At 32.7% G+C, this 19,435-nt stretch carries 24 protein-coding genes and 1 riboswitch; all 24 genes read right to left on the bottom strand.

The window, feature by feature from the left end; all coding sequences use genetic code 11:
- Positions 1-214 precede the first annotated feature (214 nt).
- Entirely contained in the window at positions 215-640 is a 426-nt protein-coding gene (locus IO99_RS15105; RefSeq protein WP_035134889.1) for a hypothetical protein, read from the bottom strand.
- 135 nt (positions 641-775) lie between these two features.
- A riboswitch (cobalamin riboswitch) is annotated at positions 776-965 on the bottom strand.
- Between the two features lie 132 nt (positions 966-1,097).
- On the bottom strand, positions 1,098-1,676 hold the full coding sequence (locus IO99_RS15100) for a DUF4269 domain-containing protein (RefSeq protein WP_035134887.1): 579 nt from the start codon (positions 1,674-1,676) through the stop codon (positions 1,098-1,100).
- 6 nt (positions 1,677-1,682) lie between these two features.
- Positions 1,683-2,474, bottom strand: coding sequence for a Cof-type HAD-IIB family hydrolase (locus IO99_RS15095; protein ID WP_035134885.1), 792 nt, complete (start codon positions 2,472-2,474; stop codon positions 1,683-1,685).
- 18 nt (positions 2,475-2,492) lie between these two features.
- Positions 2,493-2,921: a GNAT family N-acetyltransferase gene (locus tag IO99_RS15090; protein ID WP_035134883.1), complete on the bottom strand. Its 429-nt coding sequence runs from the start codon at positions 2,919-2,921 to the stop codon at positions 2,493-2,495.
- A gap of 62 nt (positions 2,922-2,983) precedes the next feature.
- Positions 2,984-3,547: an HD domain-containing protein gene (locus tag IO99_RS15085; protein WP_035134881.1), complete on the bottom strand. Its 564-nt coding sequence runs from the start codon at positions 3,545-3,547 to the stop codon at positions 2,984-2,986.
- 377 nt (positions 3,548-3,924) lie between these two features.
- Positions 3,925-4,536 (bottom strand): methyltransferase family protein, encoded by a 612-nt coding sequence (locus IO99_RS15080; RefSeq protein ID WP_035134879.1) that lies wholly within the window; start codon positions 4,534-4,536, stop codon positions 3,925-3,927.
- A gap of 381 nt (positions 4,537-4,917) precedes the next feature.
- On the bottom strand, positions 4,918-5,208 hold the full coding sequence (gene eutM, locus IO99_RS15075; RefSeq protein WP_035134878.1) for an ethanolamine utilization microcompartment protein EutM: 291 nt from the start codon (positions 5,206-5,208) through the stop codon (positions 4,918-4,920).
- A gap of 72 nt (positions 5,209-5,280) precedes the next feature.
- The gene (locus IO99_RS15070) at positions 5,281-5,931 is read right to left on the bottom strand and encodes a phosphate propanoyltransferase (protein ID WP_035134876.1); all 651 of its coding nucleotides are present in this window, start codon (positions 5,929-5,931) and stop codon (positions 5,281-5,283) included.
- Positions 5,931-7,529 carry an acetaldehyde dehydrogenase (acetylating) gene (locus IO99_RS15065; protein WP_035134874.1) on the bottom strand — a complete coding sequence of 533 codons (1,599 nt, stop codon included), beginning with the start codon at positions 7,527-7,529 and terminating at the stop codon, positions 5,931-5,933. Before IO99_RS15065 ends, IO99_RS15070 begins: the two co-directional genes overlap by 1 nt.
- A 34-nt stretch (positions 7,530-7,563) precedes the next feature.
- A complete protein-coding gene (locus tag IO99_RS15060) occupies positions 7,564-8,241 on the bottom strand; it encodes a BMC domain-containing protein (protein WP_035134872.1) in 678 nt (225 codons plus the stop codon).
- A gap of 17 nt (positions 8,242-8,258) precedes the next feature.
- Positions 8,259-8,921 carry a cupin domain-containing protein gene (locus IO99_RS15055; RefSeq protein ID WP_035134871.1) on the bottom strand — a complete coding sequence of 221 codons (663 nt, stop codon included), beginning with the start codon at positions 8,919-8,921 and terminating at the stop codon, positions 8,259-8,261.
- A 78-nt stretch (positions 8,922-8,999) separates the two neighbouring features.
- Complete coding sequence (locus IO99_RS15050) at positions 9,000-9,263, bottom strand: EutN/CcmL family microcompartment protein (RefSeq protein WP_035134869.1); 264 nt, start codon at positions 9,261-9,263, stop codon at positions 9,000-9,002.
- Positions 9,260-9,562 carry a BMC domain-containing protein gene (locus IO99_RS15045; RefSeq protein ID WP_035134867.1) on the bottom strand — a complete coding sequence of 101 codons (303 nt, stop codon included), beginning with the start codon at positions 9,560-9,562 and terminating at the stop codon, positions 9,260-9,262. The genes IO99_RS15050 and IO99_RS15045 overlap by 4 nt, the downstream gene beginning before the upstream one ends.
- 18 nt (positions 9,563-9,580) lie before the next feature.
- Positions 9,581-10,426 carry an ethanolamine utilization protein EutJ gene (gene eutJ, locus IO99_RS15040; protein WP_035134865.1) on the bottom strand — a complete coding sequence of 282 codons (846 nt, stop codon included), beginning with the start codon at positions 10,424-10,426 and terminating at the stop codon, positions 9,581-9,583.
- Positions 10,408-11,088, bottom strand: a complete 681-nt coding sequence (locus tag IO99_RS15035; RefSeq protein WP_035134863.1) for an ATP--cob(I)alamin adenosyltransferase — start codon at positions 11,086-11,088, stop codon at positions 10,408-10,410. The genes eutJ and IO99_RS15035 overlap by 19 nt, the downstream gene beginning before the upstream one ends.
- A gap of 6 nt (positions 11,089-11,094) precedes the next feature.
- Positions 11,095-11,541, bottom strand: a complete 447-nt coding sequence (locus IO99_RS15030; protein WP_035134861.1) for a EutP/PduV family microcompartment system protein — start codon at positions 11,539-11,541, stop codon at positions 11,095-11,097.
- Positions 11,538-11,891, bottom strand: a complete 354-nt coding sequence (locus IO99_RS15025) for a BMC domain-containing protein (protein ID WP_035134859.1) — start codon at positions 11,889-11,891, stop codon at positions 11,538-11,540. Before IO99_RS15025 ends, IO99_RS15030 begins: the two co-directional genes overlap by 4 nt.
- Before the next feature lie 39 nt (positions 11,892-11,930).
- Entirely contained in the window at positions 11,931-12,884 is a 954-nt protein-coding gene (cutD, locus tag IO99_RS15020; RefSeq protein WP_035134857.1) for a choline TMA-lyase-activating enzyme, read from the bottom strand.
- A 109-nt stretch (positions 12,885-12,993) separates the two neighbouring features.
- Positions 12,994-15,534 carry a choline trimethylamine-lyase gene (cutC, locus tag IO99_RS15015; RefSeq protein ID WP_035134856.1) on the bottom strand — a complete coding sequence of 847 codons (2,541 nt, stop codon included), beginning with the start codon at positions 15,532-15,534 and terminating at the stop codon, positions 12,994-12,996.
- A 49-nt stretch (positions 15,535-15,583) separates the two neighbouring features.
- Positions 15,584-17,077 carry an aldehyde dehydrogenase family protein gene (locus IO99_RS15010; protein WP_051824179.1) on the bottom strand — a complete coding sequence of 498 codons (1,494 nt, stop codon included), beginning with the start codon at positions 17,075-17,077 and terminating at the stop codon, positions 15,584-15,586.
- Positions 17,078-17,117: 40 nt separating this feature from the next.
- Positions 17,118-17,426, bottom strand: coding sequence for a BMC domain-containing protein (locus IO99_RS15005; RefSeq protein ID WP_035134854.1), 309 nt, complete (start codon positions 17,424-17,426; stop codon positions 17,118-17,120).
- 25 nt (positions 17,427-17,451) lie between these two features.
- Complete coding sequence (locus IO99_RS15000; protein ID WP_035134852.1) at positions 17,452-17,748, bottom strand: BMC domain-containing protein; 297 nt, start codon at positions 17,746-17,748, stop codon at positions 17,452-17,454.
- A gap of 294 nt (positions 17,749-18,042) precedes the next feature.
- Positions 18,043-18,309, bottom strand: a complete 267-nt coding sequence (locus IO99_RS14995; protein WP_035134850.1) for a hypothetical protein — start codon at positions 18,307-18,309, stop codon at positions 18,043-18,045.
- Positions 18,296-19,408 carry a membrane protein gene (locus IO99_RS14990; RefSeq protein ID WP_035134848.1) on the bottom strand — a complete coding sequence of 371 codons (1,113 nt, stop codon included), beginning with the start codon at positions 19,406-19,408 and terminating at the stop codon, positions 18,296-18,298. Before IO99_RS14990 ends, IO99_RS14995 begins: the two co-directional genes overlap by 14 nt.
- Positions 19,409-19,435: the final 27 nt, after the last annotated feature.

Raw genomic sequence — 19,435 nt, 5'->3', positions numbered from 1 at the left:
CGAGTAAGTCTTTTAATGCATCTTGAATATCTTCTGCAGATTGAATGTCATATTCTCTAATTAAATCTGCTATGATATTCTTTTTTCCTTCGCTTAATCTTTCTTTTCTTTTCACCATAAAAACAGCCTCCCATGATATATTTATTTTATCATAGAAAGCTGCTATTATTTGTAATTTACAGACTTTTTTTTCACAGGCTCTACGGTTTATTTTTTATAATTTGTTAGTAAACTCTATCATATGGTCATATAATTTATTTATGTTATCATGGTTATCCACGTAGAATTTATATAGTTCCTTATAGGATACATTTTTTATAGTTTCTTCACAGTTTTTAAAGCCTTTTAAATAGTTATAAAACTCAGATGATATTTGTGGTAAAAATCCAGCATCTACTGAGTTGTCTATACTTACACTATATAAATTTTCATTATAAGGCTCGCTTATAGTCACTAAGCATTTACTCATATATTTTCCTAAAAGCTCTATAAAGTTAGTAAATTCCGCCTTAAAATTCCCTTCTGTAGAATCTACTTTTTCATTGTTTGTATCTATAATATTATCTAAGTTTTTTAAGACTTTCGGTACTTCTGATATAACTAATAATAAACTTTCCTTATCAAATTGTGCTCTTTTCATATACACTCACTCCTTACTAATAATTTAAATTTAATGCTTTATTAATGGTAAAAAAAACCTCTTAGCTACTAAAACTAAAAGGTCTTAAATCTTATCTATCATAGATTAAATCACACCCTTCCATCTCTCGTAGAATTATAGCGTAAAAAATAGGCAGGTGTTCTGACTCAAGTATCATTATTTTCTTCTGCCTTCCCATAAAAACAGTGGCATCTTAGAAGAAAACTCCTCTCTTACAGCGGCGGGACCGTGTGGGATTTTCACCCAGCTTCTCTTTTAATCAGTTATAGGAAAATATAACCGAACCCATCTTCCATAATATTCAATTGTTAATATTATATTATACCCTTCTAATTTTCATGTCAAACCATTAATTATAGTCCTAACTATTGTTTTACCTTCAAATTAGAAGTTTTAGTAGTTCTTTTAATGTTTATTGCTGAATATCTAAATTTAACTAACTATTTCTAATATTATCTAACATATCCTTAATCTTTTTATCACTATATTCTTCTAATTTCAATAGCTCATCATATGGATTTCCATCTAAACCTAAGTGTTTTGCAAAAGCCGGTTCTGTTTTCAATCCATTTTTCTTAAGGATAACAACCTCTTCTCTAGTTCTTTCTCCACCTAATCTAAGTATTCTATCTTCCACTACCATATGCCTATAACCATTCTGTTTACAACTATCCAATGACTGAGCATATATTTCTATTTCAATATCCTCCACATAAAAGTTTACAGTTAATATTGTCTCATTATCTGTACTATTATTACTTATATGAAATTTACTGAACATAGAATACCTATCTTCTACTATCTTCTGAAATTCCTTAAAATCATAAACTTCACATACTATATCTAAATCACTGTTTTCTATATCAATATTAATAGGTATAGTCCCTACTAATATTGGATTAAACTTTCTTAAAACATTAAATATATCTAGCGCCTTAAGTACTTTATATGAATTTTGTTGTTTTTTATTACCATGTTTAAGGTAGTTTATATTTATAAAATCTTTATTGTTCATACTAATCTAATTTTCATCCTTCTCTAGGAACTTTTCACTAATAAAAGCTGCTACACCATCCTCATCATTACTTCCTGTAATATGTGATGCACATTCTAAAATTTCTTTAATTGCATTTGATACTGCTATGCCTTGTCCACAATGTTTTATCATTCCTAAGTCATTAATATCATCACCAAATGCAGCTACCTCTTCTAGGCTTATATTTAAATATTTAACGATTTCATTAATGGTATTAATTTTTGTTGCCTCTCTATGGGCAAATCTACACCAATTTTCTCCAACGTAAGTTAGAAAACTACATTGTGGATACTTAGAAGCTAGCTCCTCTGCAGCTTTACTTTCGAAAACCTCCACAGTTATTTTATAGGTCATACAATTTAGTGACTTGGAATAATTATTATATTTAGCATGAGTATAATCTTCACCATGTTTATTTAACTCTTCACTATTACTATAATATCCACTTTCAGTTTCAACAGTTATTTCACCAATATTTGAACTCATTACACAATCTTTAATTAGAGAATCGGATATCCGTGCTGATAGCATACATTTATAAATAACCTCATCTTTACACTTTGCCAATGCTCCCCCATTAGAAATTACAATATCAGGATTAATTAATTTAATATAATTTGCAGCGGCTTGCTCTGAACGGGCTGTAGCTATAGCAATATATATTCCTTGCTCCTTACATCTTCTTATAATATCTAAACTATAGTTAGAAATGCTTTTATCCGTCCTTAAAAGGGTTCGATCTAAATCAGTTATAATCAATTTTATCTTCTTCTCCATAATAATCCCCCAACTAAATTAATTTTCTTTAATAATGCTTAAATTATAGTAATTTAAATCCTCTCTTTTCTCCCATCCCATAGATCTCCAAAACCCATTCCCAACTTCATTATTAGTAAATACAACTAGTGCAGCTTTATTTATTCCTTCACGTTTTAAGGCATTAATAACTGAATTGACTAGATTTTTCCCAATACCTTTTCCTCTGTATCTCATATCTACAGCAGTATGATAAATATATCCTCGTCTACCATCATGTCCACATAATATACTTCCTACTATTTTACCATCCTCTTCAGCTATAAAATTAGTAGTAGGGTTTCTCCTTAGGAATTTATCTATACCTACCTTAGAATCATCTAAATTTCTTAGACCCATTCCATGGGTAGAAGTCCATAGTTTAAAAACATCCTCATAATTTGAAATTCTCATTTCTACTATTTCCATATTAAGACCTCCATATTTTTTTACTACCTTATTTAAATATGTATAATACATCTTAACACTAATTATCTTAATATAGCTTGAATCATATTTCTTTTATCTTTATAATATTCTTTACTCTCTTTAGACATTTTATTATAGCTTCTTTCAAGTTTGCTTTTAACAAACTCTAACCCATCATCAATATTCAGTTTTCTTTGAACAAATGCCAAATAAAATAGTGATGGCAATGTATCGTAATGAGAAATAGCATCAGCATCAGCAACGCATATTTCTTCCTTAGTTGTTTTTTCTTTTAATACACTTCCACGGTGATTTAATATACATAATTTAACTAACTCAATTTTATCTATTGGATAATTATATGATTTTAAGATTTTCTCTGCCATATTTGCACCATGAATATGATGATTCTCGTATAACTTATAATCTGTGATTGAAGCTATATCATGCAACCATCCTGCAATTTCGCATACCTCAACATCTGCTTTATATAGTGTAGCTAATTCAACTGCATTATTCGCTACGCTTTCAATATGTTCATAACTTCCAACACCAAAAAAATTATTTGGACTTTCACATCTTCTTTTTACATCTTCCTTTATCTTCTCAATTATATTCATCTCCATTTTTCCTCCATTCATTAGGCTATTTTACTTATTAAAATATAATACTATTTAATTATCAAAAATCCATTTACTTAACCTTATCTACAATTGTAAAATATCTAAATTATCTTCTTGATAATATGAATTATATATAATTCTACCGCTCATTTAAATAATTATATCCAAAATTATCTATATATTCTAAAATTATCTTAAGTATGTTTTACAAATATACTATGGCAAGCCTTGTAAATGGAAATCATGTATTCTCTTTTATAATAGTGATAGAAATAATTACAACTATGATTTTCTGTACTTATTAATAGTATATACTATTAATAAAACGAGATAGAATCTCTTCTACCTCGTTTTATATTGGAGTTTAATATAATTCTTTTCTATATAACAAATGGTATAAACATTTTGGTTCGCTTCATATAATCAATATATTTATCCCCAAATTCATTTATCATGTCTTTCTCTTCTTTTTTAGCTAATTTATAATATAATACAAATATAACTGGCCACATTAAAATCATTGGAATTGTTGCCCATTCAATAATCATTCCCAATGTTAACAAATAAAATCCAGTATACTGAGGATGCCTTATAAATCGATAGACACCTGTATCTACAACACAGCCTGTACCTTTATCTTTTATCCAATATTTATTATATATGTTATACCATCCATTTATAATTAAAATAGCAGCCACTAATATACAAATATAATTAATATACATTCCCCAATAACCAATTTGATTAATGAGGGTGTGACCCCAAAATACTCCTTCTGGCAAATTCTTTCCTATAATCCATGAAGCAATGTAAAGACTAAATGGTATTCCAAACATTTCAATAGCAAAGGCACAAACAAATGCTATAAAAGCTGTTCTTGGTTTTTTATCTATTTTTTTATAATATGGTACAAATAAAAGTATCAAACAGTAGATAATTATAAATATTATTGCGCCTACCCAATTACCATAATGACTGGTTGTGGTTTCCATACAAACTCCTCCCAATATTTAACCTTTTATAATCATATTGCTATCTTATGCCAATCCTCAATATGGGTTTATGCAACACTTAATATTTCATCCTCTGTGATACTTATATTTTAAACTTACATCTCTTATATCTATAATTATACTATTTCCATTAATTAGATTCAATAAAAGAATTTAGCAAGTTGCTAACTCTTCATTTTATAAAATAAATATAAATTTATTATCTTATGCTATTTTATTTATTCACTTCTCACACTTCCACATTTAAGTTACTCCATCTTTATGAACTCAATAGACAATAAAATTATTATAATCAAAAAAAGAAAACGCCGCTAAATTATCTTTAGCGACGTTTTTATTTTTTATAATGTAATTAAAATCCTATTTTGCAGCTTCTTTAGAAGATGGAAGAATTACTTCAACCTCAGAATGTGGACGTGGGATTACGTGAACTGATACTAATTCTCCAACACGTTGTGCAGCAGCAGCACCAGCATCTGTAGCAGCTTTAACAGCTCCAACATCACCTCTAACCATAACAGTTACAAGTCCGCCTCCAACATATTCTTTACCTATTAAATATACGTTAGCTGCTTTAACCATAGCGTCAGCTGCCTCAATTGATCCTACTAAACCTTTTGTTTCTATCATTCCTAATGCATCGTATTTCATTTTATAATCCTCCTAAATATCTTTTATTTATATTATAATTTTTAATTATAACCACTTATTTTGTTACTTTTTTTACTTTACAATTGTTACTTTTGACTTTGAGTTAATGCCCATTGCATTAGCCTCTTCTATATCAAGATGACATTCAAGTTTTGAAGCATCATTAGCTCTAATAGCTACATTACTATATATTCCGCCTCTTAAATCGTCAAATTTTATACATACTGTATCTCCATCACAAACTCCTAAGTTTTTAGCATCTTCAGGTGTCATGTGAATATGTCTTTGTGCAACTACTAAGCCTTCTTCAATTTGAACTGAACCTTTTGGTCCTACTAATGTAATTCCAGGTGTTCTGCTTAAATCTCCAGATAGTCTTACATTTGATGCTGCTCCAAGTTTAATGCAATCTCCATTTAATACTTCAACCTGAGTCTTACTTCTTACAGGTCCAAGGATTCTAACTTTCTCGATTGCACCTTTTGGTCCGCAAATTGTTACAAGTTCCTTGCATGCATATTGACCTGGTTGAGATAAGTCTTTAAGTTTTGTAAGACTGTAATCTGCACCAAAAAGACTCTCTAAATCCTTTTGTGAAAGATGTACATGTCTATTAGAAACTCCTACTGGAATCTCAGATGAATTTCCCTGAGATGCAGTTTTTTGTCCATCGTTTTTCACAGCTTCTAGTAAAAGTTTTAATACTGCTTCACAATTATCCATTAGTTTGCCCCTTTCATAGCGGCAACTATTTGATTAACTAAATCTAAAATCTCTTCATTTTTTGTGCTATCAGTATTGCATTCAGTGCAAGTATTAGTATTGTTAACGCAAGCGTTATCTTTACTTAAAGCCGCTGCAGCTGCTGCAATTTGAGCTGGACTCATATTCATAAGTTGATTTTGTACGCTGTGACAATTCTCAGCAGTTTTTATACAGTTGAAAGTTGGGTCATTAGATGCTAATGTTGCGCAATCTTTTAAACCATAAGCAACTCTCTTAATGTTTATAAGGTGCTCAGGAGTAACATTTTCAGATACTGAGCTTCCTCCCCATGTACCACAACCTAAAGTGAATGAAGGATTAAGACCTGTGCTTGCACCTGTTCCACCTTGTGTTCCACCAGTGTTAACAAGGATACGAGAAGCTGGCTTTTTAGCAAACTTCATAACTATATCTTTATTTTCAGTATGGATACTCATTGTGTGACCAATTCCATTTTGAAGTAATTCAATACTTAAATCACATGCTTGGTGACAATCTTTTACTGTATAGAATCCAAGAACTGTTGTAAGTTTTTCAAATGATAATGGATTACCTTCACCTACTCCGTTTTGTCTTCCTATAAGTACTTTAGTTCCTTGAGGAATCTCAATTCCTGCAGCACTTGCAATAACTTGTGGACTTCTTCCTACAAATTTAGCATTCATTGCATGTCCATTTTTGAATAATAATTTACAAACTTTATCAGTTTCTTCTTTAGTCATGAAGTATCCACCATGCTTTTTGAACTCTTGAATAACTGCAGCTTCATTACATTCTTCACAGATTATTGATTGTTCTGATGCACAGATTGTACCATTATCAAAAGTTTTACTTGCCATAATATTTCTAACAGCTTGTTCTATGTTGGCAGTTTTTTCTATGTATGCTGGAGAGTTTCCTGCACCAACACCTAGAGCTGGTTTTCCTGCACTGTAAGCAGCTTTAACCATTCCTGGACCGCCTGTAGCTATTATTATAGCAACTTCTTTGCTTTTCATTAACTCATTTGTAGCTCCAATTGAAGGTGAAGTTACACAAGTTATAACATTCTCTGGTGCACCAGCTTCAACAGCTGCATCGTGCATTAATTGAGCTGCTTTAATTGTACATTTTGCAGCAGATGGGTGTGGTGAGAATACTATAGCATTACGAGATTTAATTGAAATCATAGCTTTAAAAATAGCAGTAGAAGTTGGGTTTGTTGAAGGTACTATACCCATAACTAAACCAACTGGCTCAGCAATCTCTATTAGCTTGTTTACCTCATCTTCTCTAATTATATCGATAGTTTTCATATCTTTAATTGATTCATATAGTATAGTAGCTGCTAAATGGTTTTTAAAAGTTTTATCTTCAACTTTACCAAAACCAGTTTCTTCAACTGCCATTTGTGCTAAACAAACTGCATTTTCTTCTGCAACTCTAACCATGTTACGTAAAATTTTATCGATTTGCTCTTCAGTATAATCAGCAATTTTATTAGCTGCTACCTTTCCAAGTCTAGCAAGATCTCTCGCTTCTTGTATTGAACGTAAATCTTTATCAAAGTTCTCCATTGGTCATTACTTCCTTTCGTAAACCTTACAATATCTAATTTTTCTCGTAATACAATTTGAATTTAGCAAGTAATTGATTTTTACCTGCTTTTGAAATCACTCTACCTGTAATTCCAAAATCTTTATATTCACGAGCTAGATTTCTAAGCTTAACTACCTTTAGCTTAGATAATATTAAAACGGTTTTTTCAATACCATTTTTAATAACTAAATTATCTACATCATCTTTATGTAGATTCTCTAAACTTCCTTTATGAAGTTTATCTAAATCATTGTCTAAAGCATCACTATTTTGAATTTCTTCAACTTCTTCAGTTTCTTGAATTTCTTCTACAACTTCTAAGTCTTCTGCATCCTGGATCTGCTGAGTCTCTTGAATCTCTTCAGGTTCTTCAACTTTTTCATCAGATACTAAAACCTCTTGAGTTTCCACTGAAGATTTAGATCCAATTATGCTTTCCAACTCCTCATGAGGACGTGGAATTACATGTTCTGATACTAAAGCTTCTTCATTAAGATTTTTAACAGCTGCTACTCCAGCTTCTATAGCTGCTTTTACTGCACCTACATCACCTGTAACTGCAATTGTAACAAGACCGCCACCTACATAGGTCTTTTCAATAATACTTACATCTGCGGATTTCACCATTGTGTCAGCTGCCTCAATAGATGCAAGTAATCCTTTTGTTTCTATTAAACCAAGTGCTTGCATAGGTCAATCCCCCTAATTTATAAAAGATCTGCCCAGTTAGCTGGATATGTTGTGTAGAATACCCTTGCTTTATCTGGAGAACCCCAAACTACTTTAGAACCAGATGGAACAAATAGCACATCTCCAGCATGAGCTGTATATGTTTTTCCATTGATTTCAACTGTTAAAGTTCCCTCGATAACATAGTCAATCTCTTCATAAGTTAATTCCCAATCAAATTTTGAATTTTCAATAACTAAAAATCCAGCACTCATTTTTGATTCTTCTTTACTTACTAACTCTTGGAAATAAGCCTTTGCATTTGGATTTCCAGTGTCGAATACGTCCATTTTTACTGTTTTTCCTCTAACAACTTTAAGTCCATTAGGATCACTTTCAGCTTCAAATAGAAGATTTTTTGGTTTTAAGCATTCAAGCATTTCTTGTAAAAGACCCTTGTCCATCATTGCTCTGAAGAAATTAAGCATCATTTCACTATCCATACCTTCTATGCTTGGAACCTTCTTAGCTTCTAAAGTCTCTACCTTAGGTGCAGAAGCTTCTGTAGTAAATAGTATTTCATTGTTTTTTGCAAGATCCTTAGCTGATGGTGTAATTATTTCACTACCATCTATATAAAATACTTTTTCACCCTTTAATATTAATTGTTCAATATCTTTTGCACAGATTAATTTTTTCATATTTTCACTTCCTTTCAAATAATATTGGTATCTATAAAAAACCTAAAATCCTATGATTATTTTTAAGAAAGATTGTGTTTAACCAAAGTTACAATCATTATCAACTATTCCAACAACAACTGCATCTACAGGTATATTATCATCGCCTAACATTCTACGAGCAGATGATCCAGTACTAACGATAACTCTATCACCAATACCTGCACTGATATTGTCAACAACAATAAATCTACGTCCTTCATCTACTCCACCAATTTCCTCAGCAAGCATAAACTTAAGTCCGTTAAGTGATTCAGCTTTTCTAGTTGCCCATACATTATCAATAAGTCTTGCTACTATCATATTGTTTTTCCTTCTTTCATTTTCAGTTTAATCTCATTTATTGCAGATTCAACTGATGATGTATCGCCAAAAATTCCAATTAAAACCATGTGTTGGGGACATGTGCCCTTTATATCTTCAACAGTGACACCAGCACTTTTCTCAGCAATATCTGTAGCATATATCATATCGATAAGTTTGCCTTGAACAAGTCCTATTGCATCAACACCGTCTAATTTGGTTTTACAATTTCCACCAATTCGTCTTATAAGAATATCTTTAGTGCTCTGGGAAGGTGATTTTATAATTCTAAAATCCACTTTTAAACACTCTCCTTATTATTCCATAATATCTTGTGTACAACTTAATGCTATTCCAAGTGGTGTAACAAACATAGGATTCTTAGGTTTGTGAGTATAAACTCCAGTCTGTTTCTGAATAATTTCTTCAATTCCAGTTAAGCAACAAGTACCACCAACTAAAGAAATTTCATTTACATCATGATTCTTGATATGCTGGTTAATAATTGATGACACCTTTTCAACTACTGGCTTTAACACAGGTAAAATTTCTTTGTGGTTTTCGTTATTTCTTTTAAACTTATCTGCCTCTTTAAAAGGCATTCCATAAGCACCAGAAATAACTAATGAGAAATGAGTACCTCCTGTTGGTTCATCAACAACATAAACAACCTTTCCATCTTTTAAAATTGATATTCCAGTTGTACCACCACCGATATCAACAACTGCACCATTTTGAATTTTAAGTACAGCATTGGCAGCAGTAGGTTCATCTAACAGATTTGTTAATTCAAATCCTGCTGACTGAACTACGTTTTTAATTGCTCCAGAATCTAAAGCATCTGTTCCAGGTGGAATTGCAGCAGCTGCATAAAGAAGCTCTGTATTCAATTTTTCCTCAATTTCCTGCTTAAGTTCTCTAACAATTCTTATGGCACCAATATAGTCTACAACCATACCATCACGAACCACATCTGCATACCTATATGCACCAGCCACCGGCTTATAGTTTTCATCTAAAACAGCCAATACTACACAAGCAGTACCTAAGTCCACACCTGTATAATAAACAGAAGATCCGTTAAGGATTGGCTTTTCTATAACCTCTTCAAAATCTTGAACCATCTTATCACAATATTCAAAAGTTAATTTTTTCTTTGACATTCTTTTCCTCCTACTGCTGAACAAATCAATTGAGACAGCGAATTAATTATTGAATTAGTGTTCTCCATAATTCTATTTTTTAAACCGTCATCATCATTTTTGTAGGTATCAATTATATCAAATTGTAATTCTCGCATAGCACAACGTAGTGCGTTCATTTTTAAAATTGCATTGCTTTTTTCAAGCTGCATATGAAATTCTGTTATTTCAAAACAATCATCAAGGTCAGTCATGAAATTTAATGGATTAATTCCAGTGCATTCTTTGCAGCAAATAGACTCAAGAACACCTTTTCCTTCCACAACATTTCTGATGTTTGATATTTTTCTACCTAAATTCATAACATTTTGTGCTAAAATGATATCTTCTCTTAATATTTCACTACTAGTAACAAGAAATACTGCCTCCATAGATTTCAACTTATAACAAAGTTTCTTCAAATATAAATTAGTGTTTCTCTCTGGTTTTACTACTTCAGTCTTATTTTCTTGAGAAACATTTTTATCTTTTTTAGAATCATTATTATTCATTGTTATTCTCTTATCAGACAAATATTGAGCTGCTCCAGGTGTAAGGCGCTGTCCTTGTTGTAACTTGTAGGTATTAAAAGGTTCTTTTCGATATAAATCTCTCAAATACTCTTCGGTAATAAATTTCATCATTGACCTTTACTCCTCACCTTTTTCAAATAAATACTTTTTCAAAGCATCAATTCCTGTTCCCATTGGAAAACTAATATTAAAATATGGCTTTGATACTCCTATGTTCTTCAACTGTCGTAAACATTTTTCTTCATTTTCAGGTATCAAGTCACATTTTGTAATAACTCCAATCACCGGGCATCTAAAAGACTTTGCAAATCCATGGGAGTATATTTCATTGCAATTAGACTGATCAACCAATATAAGCACATGAGATGCATCTTGAGCTGCTGCTATTATATGCTTGTACATCCATGAATTTTCTAAATAAGCACTTGGAACATCAATAGTGTTTTTACCATAAATTAAATCTGGTGTTCGTTTTAGCGGACCATCATAATTATTTAGGGCATTAACTAATGTGGTTTTACCACATCTTGAAGGTCCAATTACCATTATGCGCTTTTTTCTCATGTCCTTGTAATGGGTGCCGGAGTAAATCCAAGCATATCTCTTAACGTATCGTTTACTGCTCCAAGTGCTGTTTCCACACTTTGAACATCGCCATTTATTACAACAGAACCTGTAAAACGATCAAGAAACCCAATTTCAACATTAGAAGACTTTGTAGCAATATCTGCTGCTATTATTGCAGTTTCATATGGAGAAAGAGTTAAAATCCCTATAGCTCCTTTTTCATCGATTCCAAGACGTTCATATATATCAGACATAGGTGACGCAATGATATGTGCTATTGTAATCTGCTTTCCTGGCACTGACTCTTGTATAACACGCTGTATGTTTCTATCAAGAAAATCTCCCATAAACCTTACCTTCCATCTTATTATCTATTTGAAAATTATTTAATGACGGATTACTTTTACATGTAAATCGTACTTTTTAATCCATCCTTCTATTCTATCTAAATCTTCATTCTTTAAACTTGGATCATCCTTTATAGGATATTCCATTCCTAATTGATTGTATTTATTTACCCCCATCTTATGATATGGAAGTAAGTCAATCCCTTTAAAGTTTTTGTAATCTTTGTATGGTGTTAAAAACTCCATAGTCTTTTCAATTTCATCTTGAGAATCATTTATACCTTTAAGTAAAGGCATACGAATCTTCACATTATATTTGCGGCGAAGTAGTTCTTGCAGATTTTCTAAAATCTGTTCATTCCTCACACCTGTTAACTGAAAGTGTCTATCAGAATCAATATGTTTAACATCAAATAGGAATAAATCTGTAAACTCCGCAACCTTAAGTACTGATTCAAGTTTTGCATAACCACAAGTTTCAATTGCAGTATTTATCCCTGATTGCTTACATGCCATTAACAAACTGCAAGCTGCTTCAGGCTGCATTAAAACTTCACCACCGCCTAATGTAACACCACCACCAGAAACTTCATAAAAAGTTCTATCTTCCTCTACAATCTCCAACAGTTCAGAAATAGTTTTTACTTCTCCAACTATTGTTAAAGCAGATTTAAGACAAGCTTCTTTGCACTTACCACATCCGATACAATCAATATCACGATTAACTTCATGCTTTAAAGTTTCATTAGATATGGTATGTATTCCAACAGGACAAACAGAAACGCAAGCCCCACAATTAACACATGAATTACTTTTAAACATAACTCTATGCTTTTTAACTAGTCCTTCAGGATTTGCACACCATTTACAACGAAGAGGACAACCTTGAAAGAATACTAAAGTTCTTACTCCATCTCCATCATACATGTTATATTTCTGTATATTAAAAATCGTCGCTTTTCGTTCGATTATACCTAAGTTTTCATTACTCATATTTTTCATTCTCCAGTTTCATTACCTTGATTTTTAATATATATCTTATTTATAATCTGTAATCTACAGAACACTGCTGCAGATTACAGATTTTATACAATTTTTTTAATTAAAAGTGTGTAAGCACAGTTCTGCTGATAATTTCATCTTGAACGTCTTTGCATAACTCAACAAAGAATGCACTATATCCAGCAACACGAACAATTAAATCACGGTATTGCTCTGGGTGCTTTTGTGCTTCAAGTAATGTTTTGTTATCTAAATAGTTGAACTGCATTTCTCCAAGCTGAAGGGCACATGCACTACGAAGTAATGTAATGATTCCATTTTCACCTTCAGGTGTATCAAGAAGACCAGCTACTAACTTGAAGTTATGAACCATACCTATATTCATATCCTCGCAAGACATTTTAGAAACAGATTTAATTATAGCAGTAGGCCCTTTAAAGTCAGCTCCTTGAGTTGGACTTATACCATCTGATAAAGGCATCCATGCTCTACGTCCATTTGCTGTAGCTCCTGTAAGTTGTCCAAATGGAGTGTTGTTTGAGATTGATAAAGTACCATGGCTAAGAACTGAATATAATGTCTTATACTTACGATGTTCTTGCTCAGTAAAGTTAATTAAATCCGCAGCAATTAAATCTGCATAATCATCATCGTTACCATACTTAGGTGCTTCTAAACAATCTTTTTTAAGCTGTTCATATCCAACGAAATCAGCTTTTAAAGCTTCGTTCATTTCTTGTAGTGTATATTTTTTATCTTCAAATACTAATTTCTTTATAGCTGCCATAGAGTCTGCATAAGTAGCAAGACCACTCCATACTACTCCTGGTCCGAAGTTATACATAGCTCCGCCTGCTTCTACTCCTCTACCATTTTCCATACATCCTTCATACATCATAGACATAAGTGGTTTTGGTGCAAGGTCTCTGTGAACACGTTGAGAAATTACTGTAGCAACACTTGTCCATTTAGTAATGAATTTAATTTGCTCTTTAACAGCTGCTTCAAATTGCTCGTAAGTTTTGAAGTTGCTTAGATCTCCCATATCTGGGCATACTTGCTTACCATACCATAGTGGTACACCATGGTTAAGAGTAAGTTCTATACATATAGGCCATTGAGTATATCCCGTAGAAGTCCATTGATATAATCTTCCTGACTTCTGTGGCTCAACACATCCCATTAAGCAGTAATCTCTTGCATCTTCTATAGAAACACCTTTAGCTAACATCATTTTTATATGAACGTCATCAAAGTGACATGCTGGGAATCCCATACCTGCACGGATAACATCAACTATCTTTTTAAGATACTTTTGAGGTGATGCTTTGTGTATACGACAAGCTAAAGTTGGTTGATATATCTTAACATGACGAACTGCATCCATTAGAAGGTATGTTAATTCGTTTGTAGCATCTCTTCCCTCTCTAGTAACTCCACCTAAACACATGTTAACGAATGGTTGGTAACCTGCGAAGAATTTAGAAGCTCCTTCACTTGTAAGCCACATCATCTCAGACATTTTTATAAGCATACAACCAGATAACTCAAATGCTTCAAAATCAGTCATACGACCAGCTTCAATATCCGCTTTGTAGAATGGGTACATATATTGGTCAACACGTCCTATAGACATACCTGTTTGGTTTTCTTCAACTACAAGTAATGATTCTATAGTCCAAACTGATTGAATTGCTTCCCAGTAAGTGCTTGGCTTATGAGCTGGAACTCTAGCATTTACTTCTGAAATTTTTAATAACTCAGCTTTACGAGTAGGATTAGTTTCTTTTGCAGCTAATTCTGCAGCATAATCTGACATACGTTTAGCGTATATCATAACACCCTCTGCAGTATCGATTAGAGATTTGTAGAAGTATATTTTTTCCATATCTTCTGGTCTTTCATAGCTAAGGTCAGCTAATTTCTCATTACATTCCTTTACTATGTCAAGCATACCTTTTTTCATTAAGATAACGTCATATCCTGGGTTAGAGTCTCCTCCTCCATTTAATGCGTGGTATGAACAATCTGATACGAAAGATTCTCCAGAAAGTTCCCATACTCCAGCTTCTCTGTATTGACTCTCACAGTATTCATCAATTGATTTACCTTCCCAGAATGGGAATAATTCTTCACGCATGATTTTCTTATCTTCTTCTGATACGTAGAATGGGTCTTGCGCACGAGTTCCTATTGTATCAAGTTCGTCTCTCATCCATCTCCAAGATATATCAGGAGAGAAAGATCCAGCACGTGGTTGTCCATTTGGTGCACCAACGATAAGCTCATTATCTTGAATTACTAATGGTGCAGTTTCACAGCAACGCTTGAAAGACTTACCACGTAAAATTGCCTTAGGTATACCAGGGTTTTCTTTTGCTATTTGAGTAATAACTCTTGCTTTGTGAGTAGTGATTGTTGGTACATGAGTTAAGTATTTTTCCTTTAACTTAACTAAACGCTCTGTTATTCCATCTGGAATTTGACCATTATTGTCACACACAACACAGCTAGTAGTTGATTCTTCCTTTGTTATTTCTTTGGAAACACTAGAAAACATCTTCATTAAACTAGCACGTTCTTCATCAGACATGTTTTGAGTTGCTTCCATAAACTTATTTGAAAATTCACGAATATCCAATTTATTCCCTCACATTCTTTAATATATTTCATACATTTTGTATGACCTATTATTTTAAGTCATTTAAAACTTTTTTCAAAATACTCTCTAATAGCTTAACACTATCAATTTCATTTGCATTTAATTTATCTTTTAAAACTTCATAGTTAGAATCCTCTTTATTGTCCATCATGCCAACAATTTCATCTGCCTTACGAACCCCATATCCAACTTTACGTACATATATTAAGTTCATAGGTGAAACATTGTCTGAAGTCATTCCATGCCCTGCAGATCCACTGCCTAGGGTCATTGATGGAAACAAGTTTGTGGTTGCTCCCATACTTCCAAAAGTTCCTGGAGTGTTAACAAGTACTCTTCCAACAGGTTTTTTTAATGCAAATTGACGAATAACCTCTTCATCCTTTGAATGTATAATAAGTGTATGTCCATGTCTCTCACTAAGTAATAATTCTATACACTTTTCACAAGCATGCATCCAGTCATCTTCTATATAAAAAGCTAAAACAGGACAAAGCTTTTCTCTTGAATAAGGATTTTTTTGAGATACAAATTTTTGCTGAGAAATAAGAACTCTTATATTTTCAGGAACACTGAAGCCAGCCTTTTTAGCTAAAAATTGTGGCGATCTCCCGATCATATCCATGTCAGAACTTCCATCTTTGTAATATAAGATTGATGCCAACTTTTCAGCTTCTTCTTCTGTCATAAAGTATCCACCATTTTTAATAAGTTCTTGTTTTACTTCAGCTACTATACAGCTATCCACAACAATTGATTGCTCAGCAGCAGATACAACTCCATAATCGAAGCTCTTACTATCAATAATATCTTTAGCAGCTTGCTCAATATCAGCAGTACGTTCTATAAATGCTGGACCATTTCCATTGCCACCATAAATTACTGGTTTGCCGGACTTATAAGCTGCATCAAGCATTTCTGGAACCCCTGTATTCATTATTAGTGAAGTATCTTTATGATTCATAAGTTCTAATGAACCACTTGAAGTCACTGTATGCAAATATGCAAGTGCACCTTCCGGAAGCCCTACCCCTTCTCCAGCTCTAATTAAAATGTCAATTGTTTTAGAAATTGTATTTTTAGCTCTTGGATGAGGTGAAAATATGATTGCATTTCCTGACTTAATTGCAATTAACGCCTTATATATGGTTGTAGAAACAGGACTCATTGATGGAGAAAAGGCTATAATAACCCCCATTGGTACTCCTATATCCTTTGTCTTGTTCATTTTATCTTCACTAATGATACCTACACAATTCATACCTTTAAGTCTGTTTTTCAGATACTTACATACAAAGTGATTTTTAATATGTTTATCTTCCCACTTTCCATATTCAGTTTCCTCATTAGACATTTTTGCAAGTTCTTTTAAATGTTTTTCAATCTCTTCGGTCATACGTTCAACTATCTCATCAAGTTTTTCTTGTGGGAAAGCTGCTAATTTTCTTTGTGCCTCACGAGCATTTTCAACAAGAATTCTCGCTTCCTGCATGGAGAGTAAATCATTATCAATAATATTCATTTTTCTCTCTCCTTTTCCTTATAAAAAGTTTTTCTATTTATTATTCTGTTACAAGATTTGTAATTGCATAACGTTTTATTATTTTTTCTAGATCTTGGTGTGGTCTTGGAATAACTATTGAACTATAAAGGCTTCCACCTTCCATTCCTTCAACTGCTGCAACACCAGCATCTACTGCTGTTTTACAAGCACCAACATCACCACGAACTAAAACAGATATATAACCTGACGCAACGTTTTCATATCCTATTAGTTCTACATCTGCTGCTTTGCACATAGCGTCTGCTGCTTCTAAAGCAAAAACCAGACCAAAAGTTTCGATTAATCCTAAAGCTTCATATCTTGACATATGTAAATCATTTCCTTTCTATGCTTTATGCGTCGATATCGTGTACTGAAACGATATCTCCAACTTCTTTAATAGGACGTGGCATAACATTGTGTGCTGTTAATTTACCAATTGCTGCCGCTGCTTCAGCACCTGCTTCTACAGCAGATCTTACTGCACCAACATCACCTTTTACCATAATAGTTACAAGTGTTGAACCAACATTTTCATATGAAATTAATTCAACATTAGCTGCCTTAAGCATTTTGTCTGCAGCCTCAAGTGCAGGAACCAATCCTATTGTTTCTACAAGGCCTAAAGCCTCATCTCCATAATATCTCATTACTAATTCCTCCTTCCTATTTTTAGCTCAATATACTTTAGCTTAACTACATAACTTCTATATATTATATTTATGTTTGCATGCATCTTTTGTTTGTTCTTATATATTGATTATATCCCTTACCCTTTGGGGGAAAGTCAATATATTTCTTGCATTAAAATTCTTAAATATTTTTACAAGAAATTATGCTGTTAAGAGTAAAGTCTTTTCTTAATGTTTAATAAAAATAACTATCTTACTAAATTCATAAGAGATTTGTCTTTGTAAGCATTACCCTATGGGCAATGTTAAAAATTAATCTCTTATGTATTTGTTAATTGTAGCCGCACCATCTTCATGGGCGTGATAATAAACCTTTAATTGGTTACTTTTATCTAATTCAAATCTTGTTTCCTCAATAAGACCATTTGCTTCTGCTGTCATTAACGCAGTAATTACAGCATTCTTTTTTAAAGCTTTAAAACTTCCATATTGTCCCTTTAACGCTTCTATAACGTCATCTGCGCAAGCTTCTTCTACTTTAGTGAAATATTTTAATATTGCATAATTAAGCGGCTTCATCTATTTTATCCCCCTCTTTTTTTCCTCTTAATAAATCAAGTGGATTCATAGATATTGTAAGGATACCAAACATCATTATTACAGCTCCAATCCAAGCAACTGAAGGTAATGACCATCCATCCATTCCACCATATACTCCTAATAACAATAAGCAGAATAATGGTCCAAAGAATGAATATGTACCGTTACATGCAGTTCCAAGCCCTGCTCCACACATACTGTTTCCAGCATACCATGTCATAAATGTGATAAATGATAAAAGACCACTTAATGCAAACCAAATCATTGCAGGACCACTTGTAAATGCTTGTATAGCAAGGTCAACAGAAATGTTCATTCCACCAGCCATAATTCCAAAAACAGGAACTAGGATGAATAAATTTGCTATACCTGATGTAACTTGACGAATACAAATACCAATTTCAGGATCGATCATTGATGTACCATATCCAGCTACACAACCTTCAAATCCCCATGCAAGAGCTGCAATAATAGCTATTAAAATACCAATTAAAGTACTTGCTGAAGCTCCACCGCTAAAGCCTGTACTACCAATTAAGAAACTAGCAAATACACATACTGCAATACCTAATGCCATACGTTTATTTAATTCCTGCTTATATAAAATTTTACCTAATATAGCAGCAATAGCAGGGCAAAGAGCTGATATTGGAACAACTATTGGTCCAGCCATTTGAAGAGCTATAACATAAGCAGTACCAGCTATAGGTCCTCCAATAAGAGCTGCTAATATCATAATTCGTCCCGGAGTAGTGTTAATGCATCTTACAAAGTCTTTAAATTTACCTTTTACTAATGCAAATGAAATAGCCCAAACTGCACTACATGTATCATTTATTGCATTACCAAGTGCAGCAAGTAAGTATGCTATAACAAATGCTGATAAACCTGCTGAATTAATGCCATACCAGTCACCCCATACTCCTTTTGTCATACCCATAGTCAGGAATGCTGTATATAACCCATAGGTAAGTCCTGAAAATAAAGCTAGAGATATACCCTTTTTGAAGAAATCACTTGATAATTTCTTCTTTGCAGCCATAGCTTGTGGGCTTACTGCTTTTGAAACTTCCTTCATAAAATAAAACTCCTTTCAATTAACCAT

This window comes from Clostridium sulfidigenes (assembly GCF_000732635.1).
In the GTDB taxonomy this organism is placed as follows: Bacteria; Bacillota; Clostridia; order Clostridiales; family Clostridiaceae; genus Clostridium_J; species Clostridium_J sulfidigenes.
The sequence above is the reverse complement of the archived record's forward strand: the minus strand, read 5'-3'. Positions and strand labels throughout refer to the sequence as shown.

Coding starts and splice junctions, on each gene's coding strand:
- eutJ (WP_035134865.1), bottom strand. CDS start 10,426: ATGTCAAAGAAAAAATTAACTTTTGAATATTGTGATAAGATGGTTCAA.
- IO99_RS15055 (WP_035134871.1), bottom strand. CDS start 8,921: ATGAAAAAATTAATCTGTGCAAAAGATATTGAACAATTAATATTAAAG.
- IO99_RS15080 (WP_035134879.1), bottom strand. CDS start 4,536: ATGGAAACCACAACCAGTCATTATGGTAATTGGGTAGGCGCAATAATA.
- IO99_RS15085 (WP_035134881.1), bottom strand. CDS start 3,547: ATGGAGATGAATATAATTGAGAAGATAAAGGAAGATGTAAAAAGAAGA.
- IO99_RS15090 (WP_035134883.1), bottom strand. CDS start 2,921: ATGGAAATAGTAGAAATGAGAATTTCAAATTATGAGGATGTTTTTAAA.
- IO99_RS15025 (WP_035134859.1), bottom strand. CDS start 11,891: ATGGGAGATTTTCTTGATAGAAACATACAGCGTGTTATACAAGAGTCA.
- IO99_RS15070 (WP_035134876.1), bottom strand. CDS start 5,931: ATGGATAATTGTGAAGCAGTATTAAAACTTTTACTAGAAGCTGTGAAA.
- IO99_RS15065 (WP_035134874.1), bottom strand. CDS start 7,529: ATGGAGAACTTTGATAAAGATTTACGTTCAATACAAGAAGCGAGAGAT.
- IO99_RS15030 (WP_035134861.1), bottom strand. CDS start 11,541: ATGAGAAAAAAGCGCATAATGGTAATTGGACCTTCAAGATGTGGTAAA.
- IO99_RS15060 (WP_035134872.1), bottom strand. CDS start 8,241: ATGCAAGCACTTGGTTTAATAGAAACAAAAGGATTACTTGCATCTATT.
- IO99_RS15095 (WP_035134885.1), bottom strand. CDS start 2,474: ATGGAGAAGAAGATAAAATTGATTATAACTGATTTAGATCGAACCCTT.
- IO99_RS15035 (WP_035134863.1), bottom strand. CDS start 11,088: ATGATGAAATTTATTACCGAAGAGTATTTGAGAGATTTATATCGAAAA.
- cutD (WP_035134857.1), bottom strand. CDS start 12,884: ATGAGTAATGAAAACTTAGGTATAATCGAACGAAAAGCGACGATTTTT.
- IO99_RS14990 (WP_035134848.1), bottom strand. CDS start 19,408: ATGAAGGAAGTTTCAAAAGCAGTAAGCCCACAAGCTATGGCTGCAAAG.
- IO99_RS15005 (WP_035134854.1), bottom strand. CDS start 17,426: ATGTCAAGATATGAAGCTTTAGGATTAATCGAAACTTTTGGTCTGGTT.
- IO99_RS15100 (WP_035134887.1), bottom strand. CDS start 1,676: ATGAACAATAAAGATTTTATAAATATAAACTACCTTAAACATGGTAAT.
- IO99_RS14995 (WP_035134850.1), bottom strand. CDS start 18,309: ATGAAGCCGCTTAATTATGCAATATTAAAATATTTCACTAAAGTAGAA.
- IO99_RS15000 (WP_035134852.1), bottom strand. CDS start 17,748: ATGAGATATTATGGAGATGAGGCTTTAGGCCTTGTAGAAACAATAGGA.
- IO99_RS15050 (WP_035134869.1), bottom strand. CDS start 9,263: ATGATAGTAGCAAGACTTATTGATAATGTATGGGCAACTAGAAAAGCT.
- IO99_RS15010 (WP_051824179.1), bottom strand. CDS start 17,077: ATGAATATTATTGATAATGATTTACTCTCCATGCAGGAAGCGAGAATT.
- eutM (WP_035134878.1), bottom strand. CDS start 5,208: ATGAAATACGATGCATTAGGAATGATAGAAACAAAAGGTTTAGTAGGA.
- IO99_RS15105 (WP_035134889.1), bottom strand. CDS start 640: ATGAAAAGAGCACAATTTGATAAGGAAAGTTTATTATTAGTTATATCA.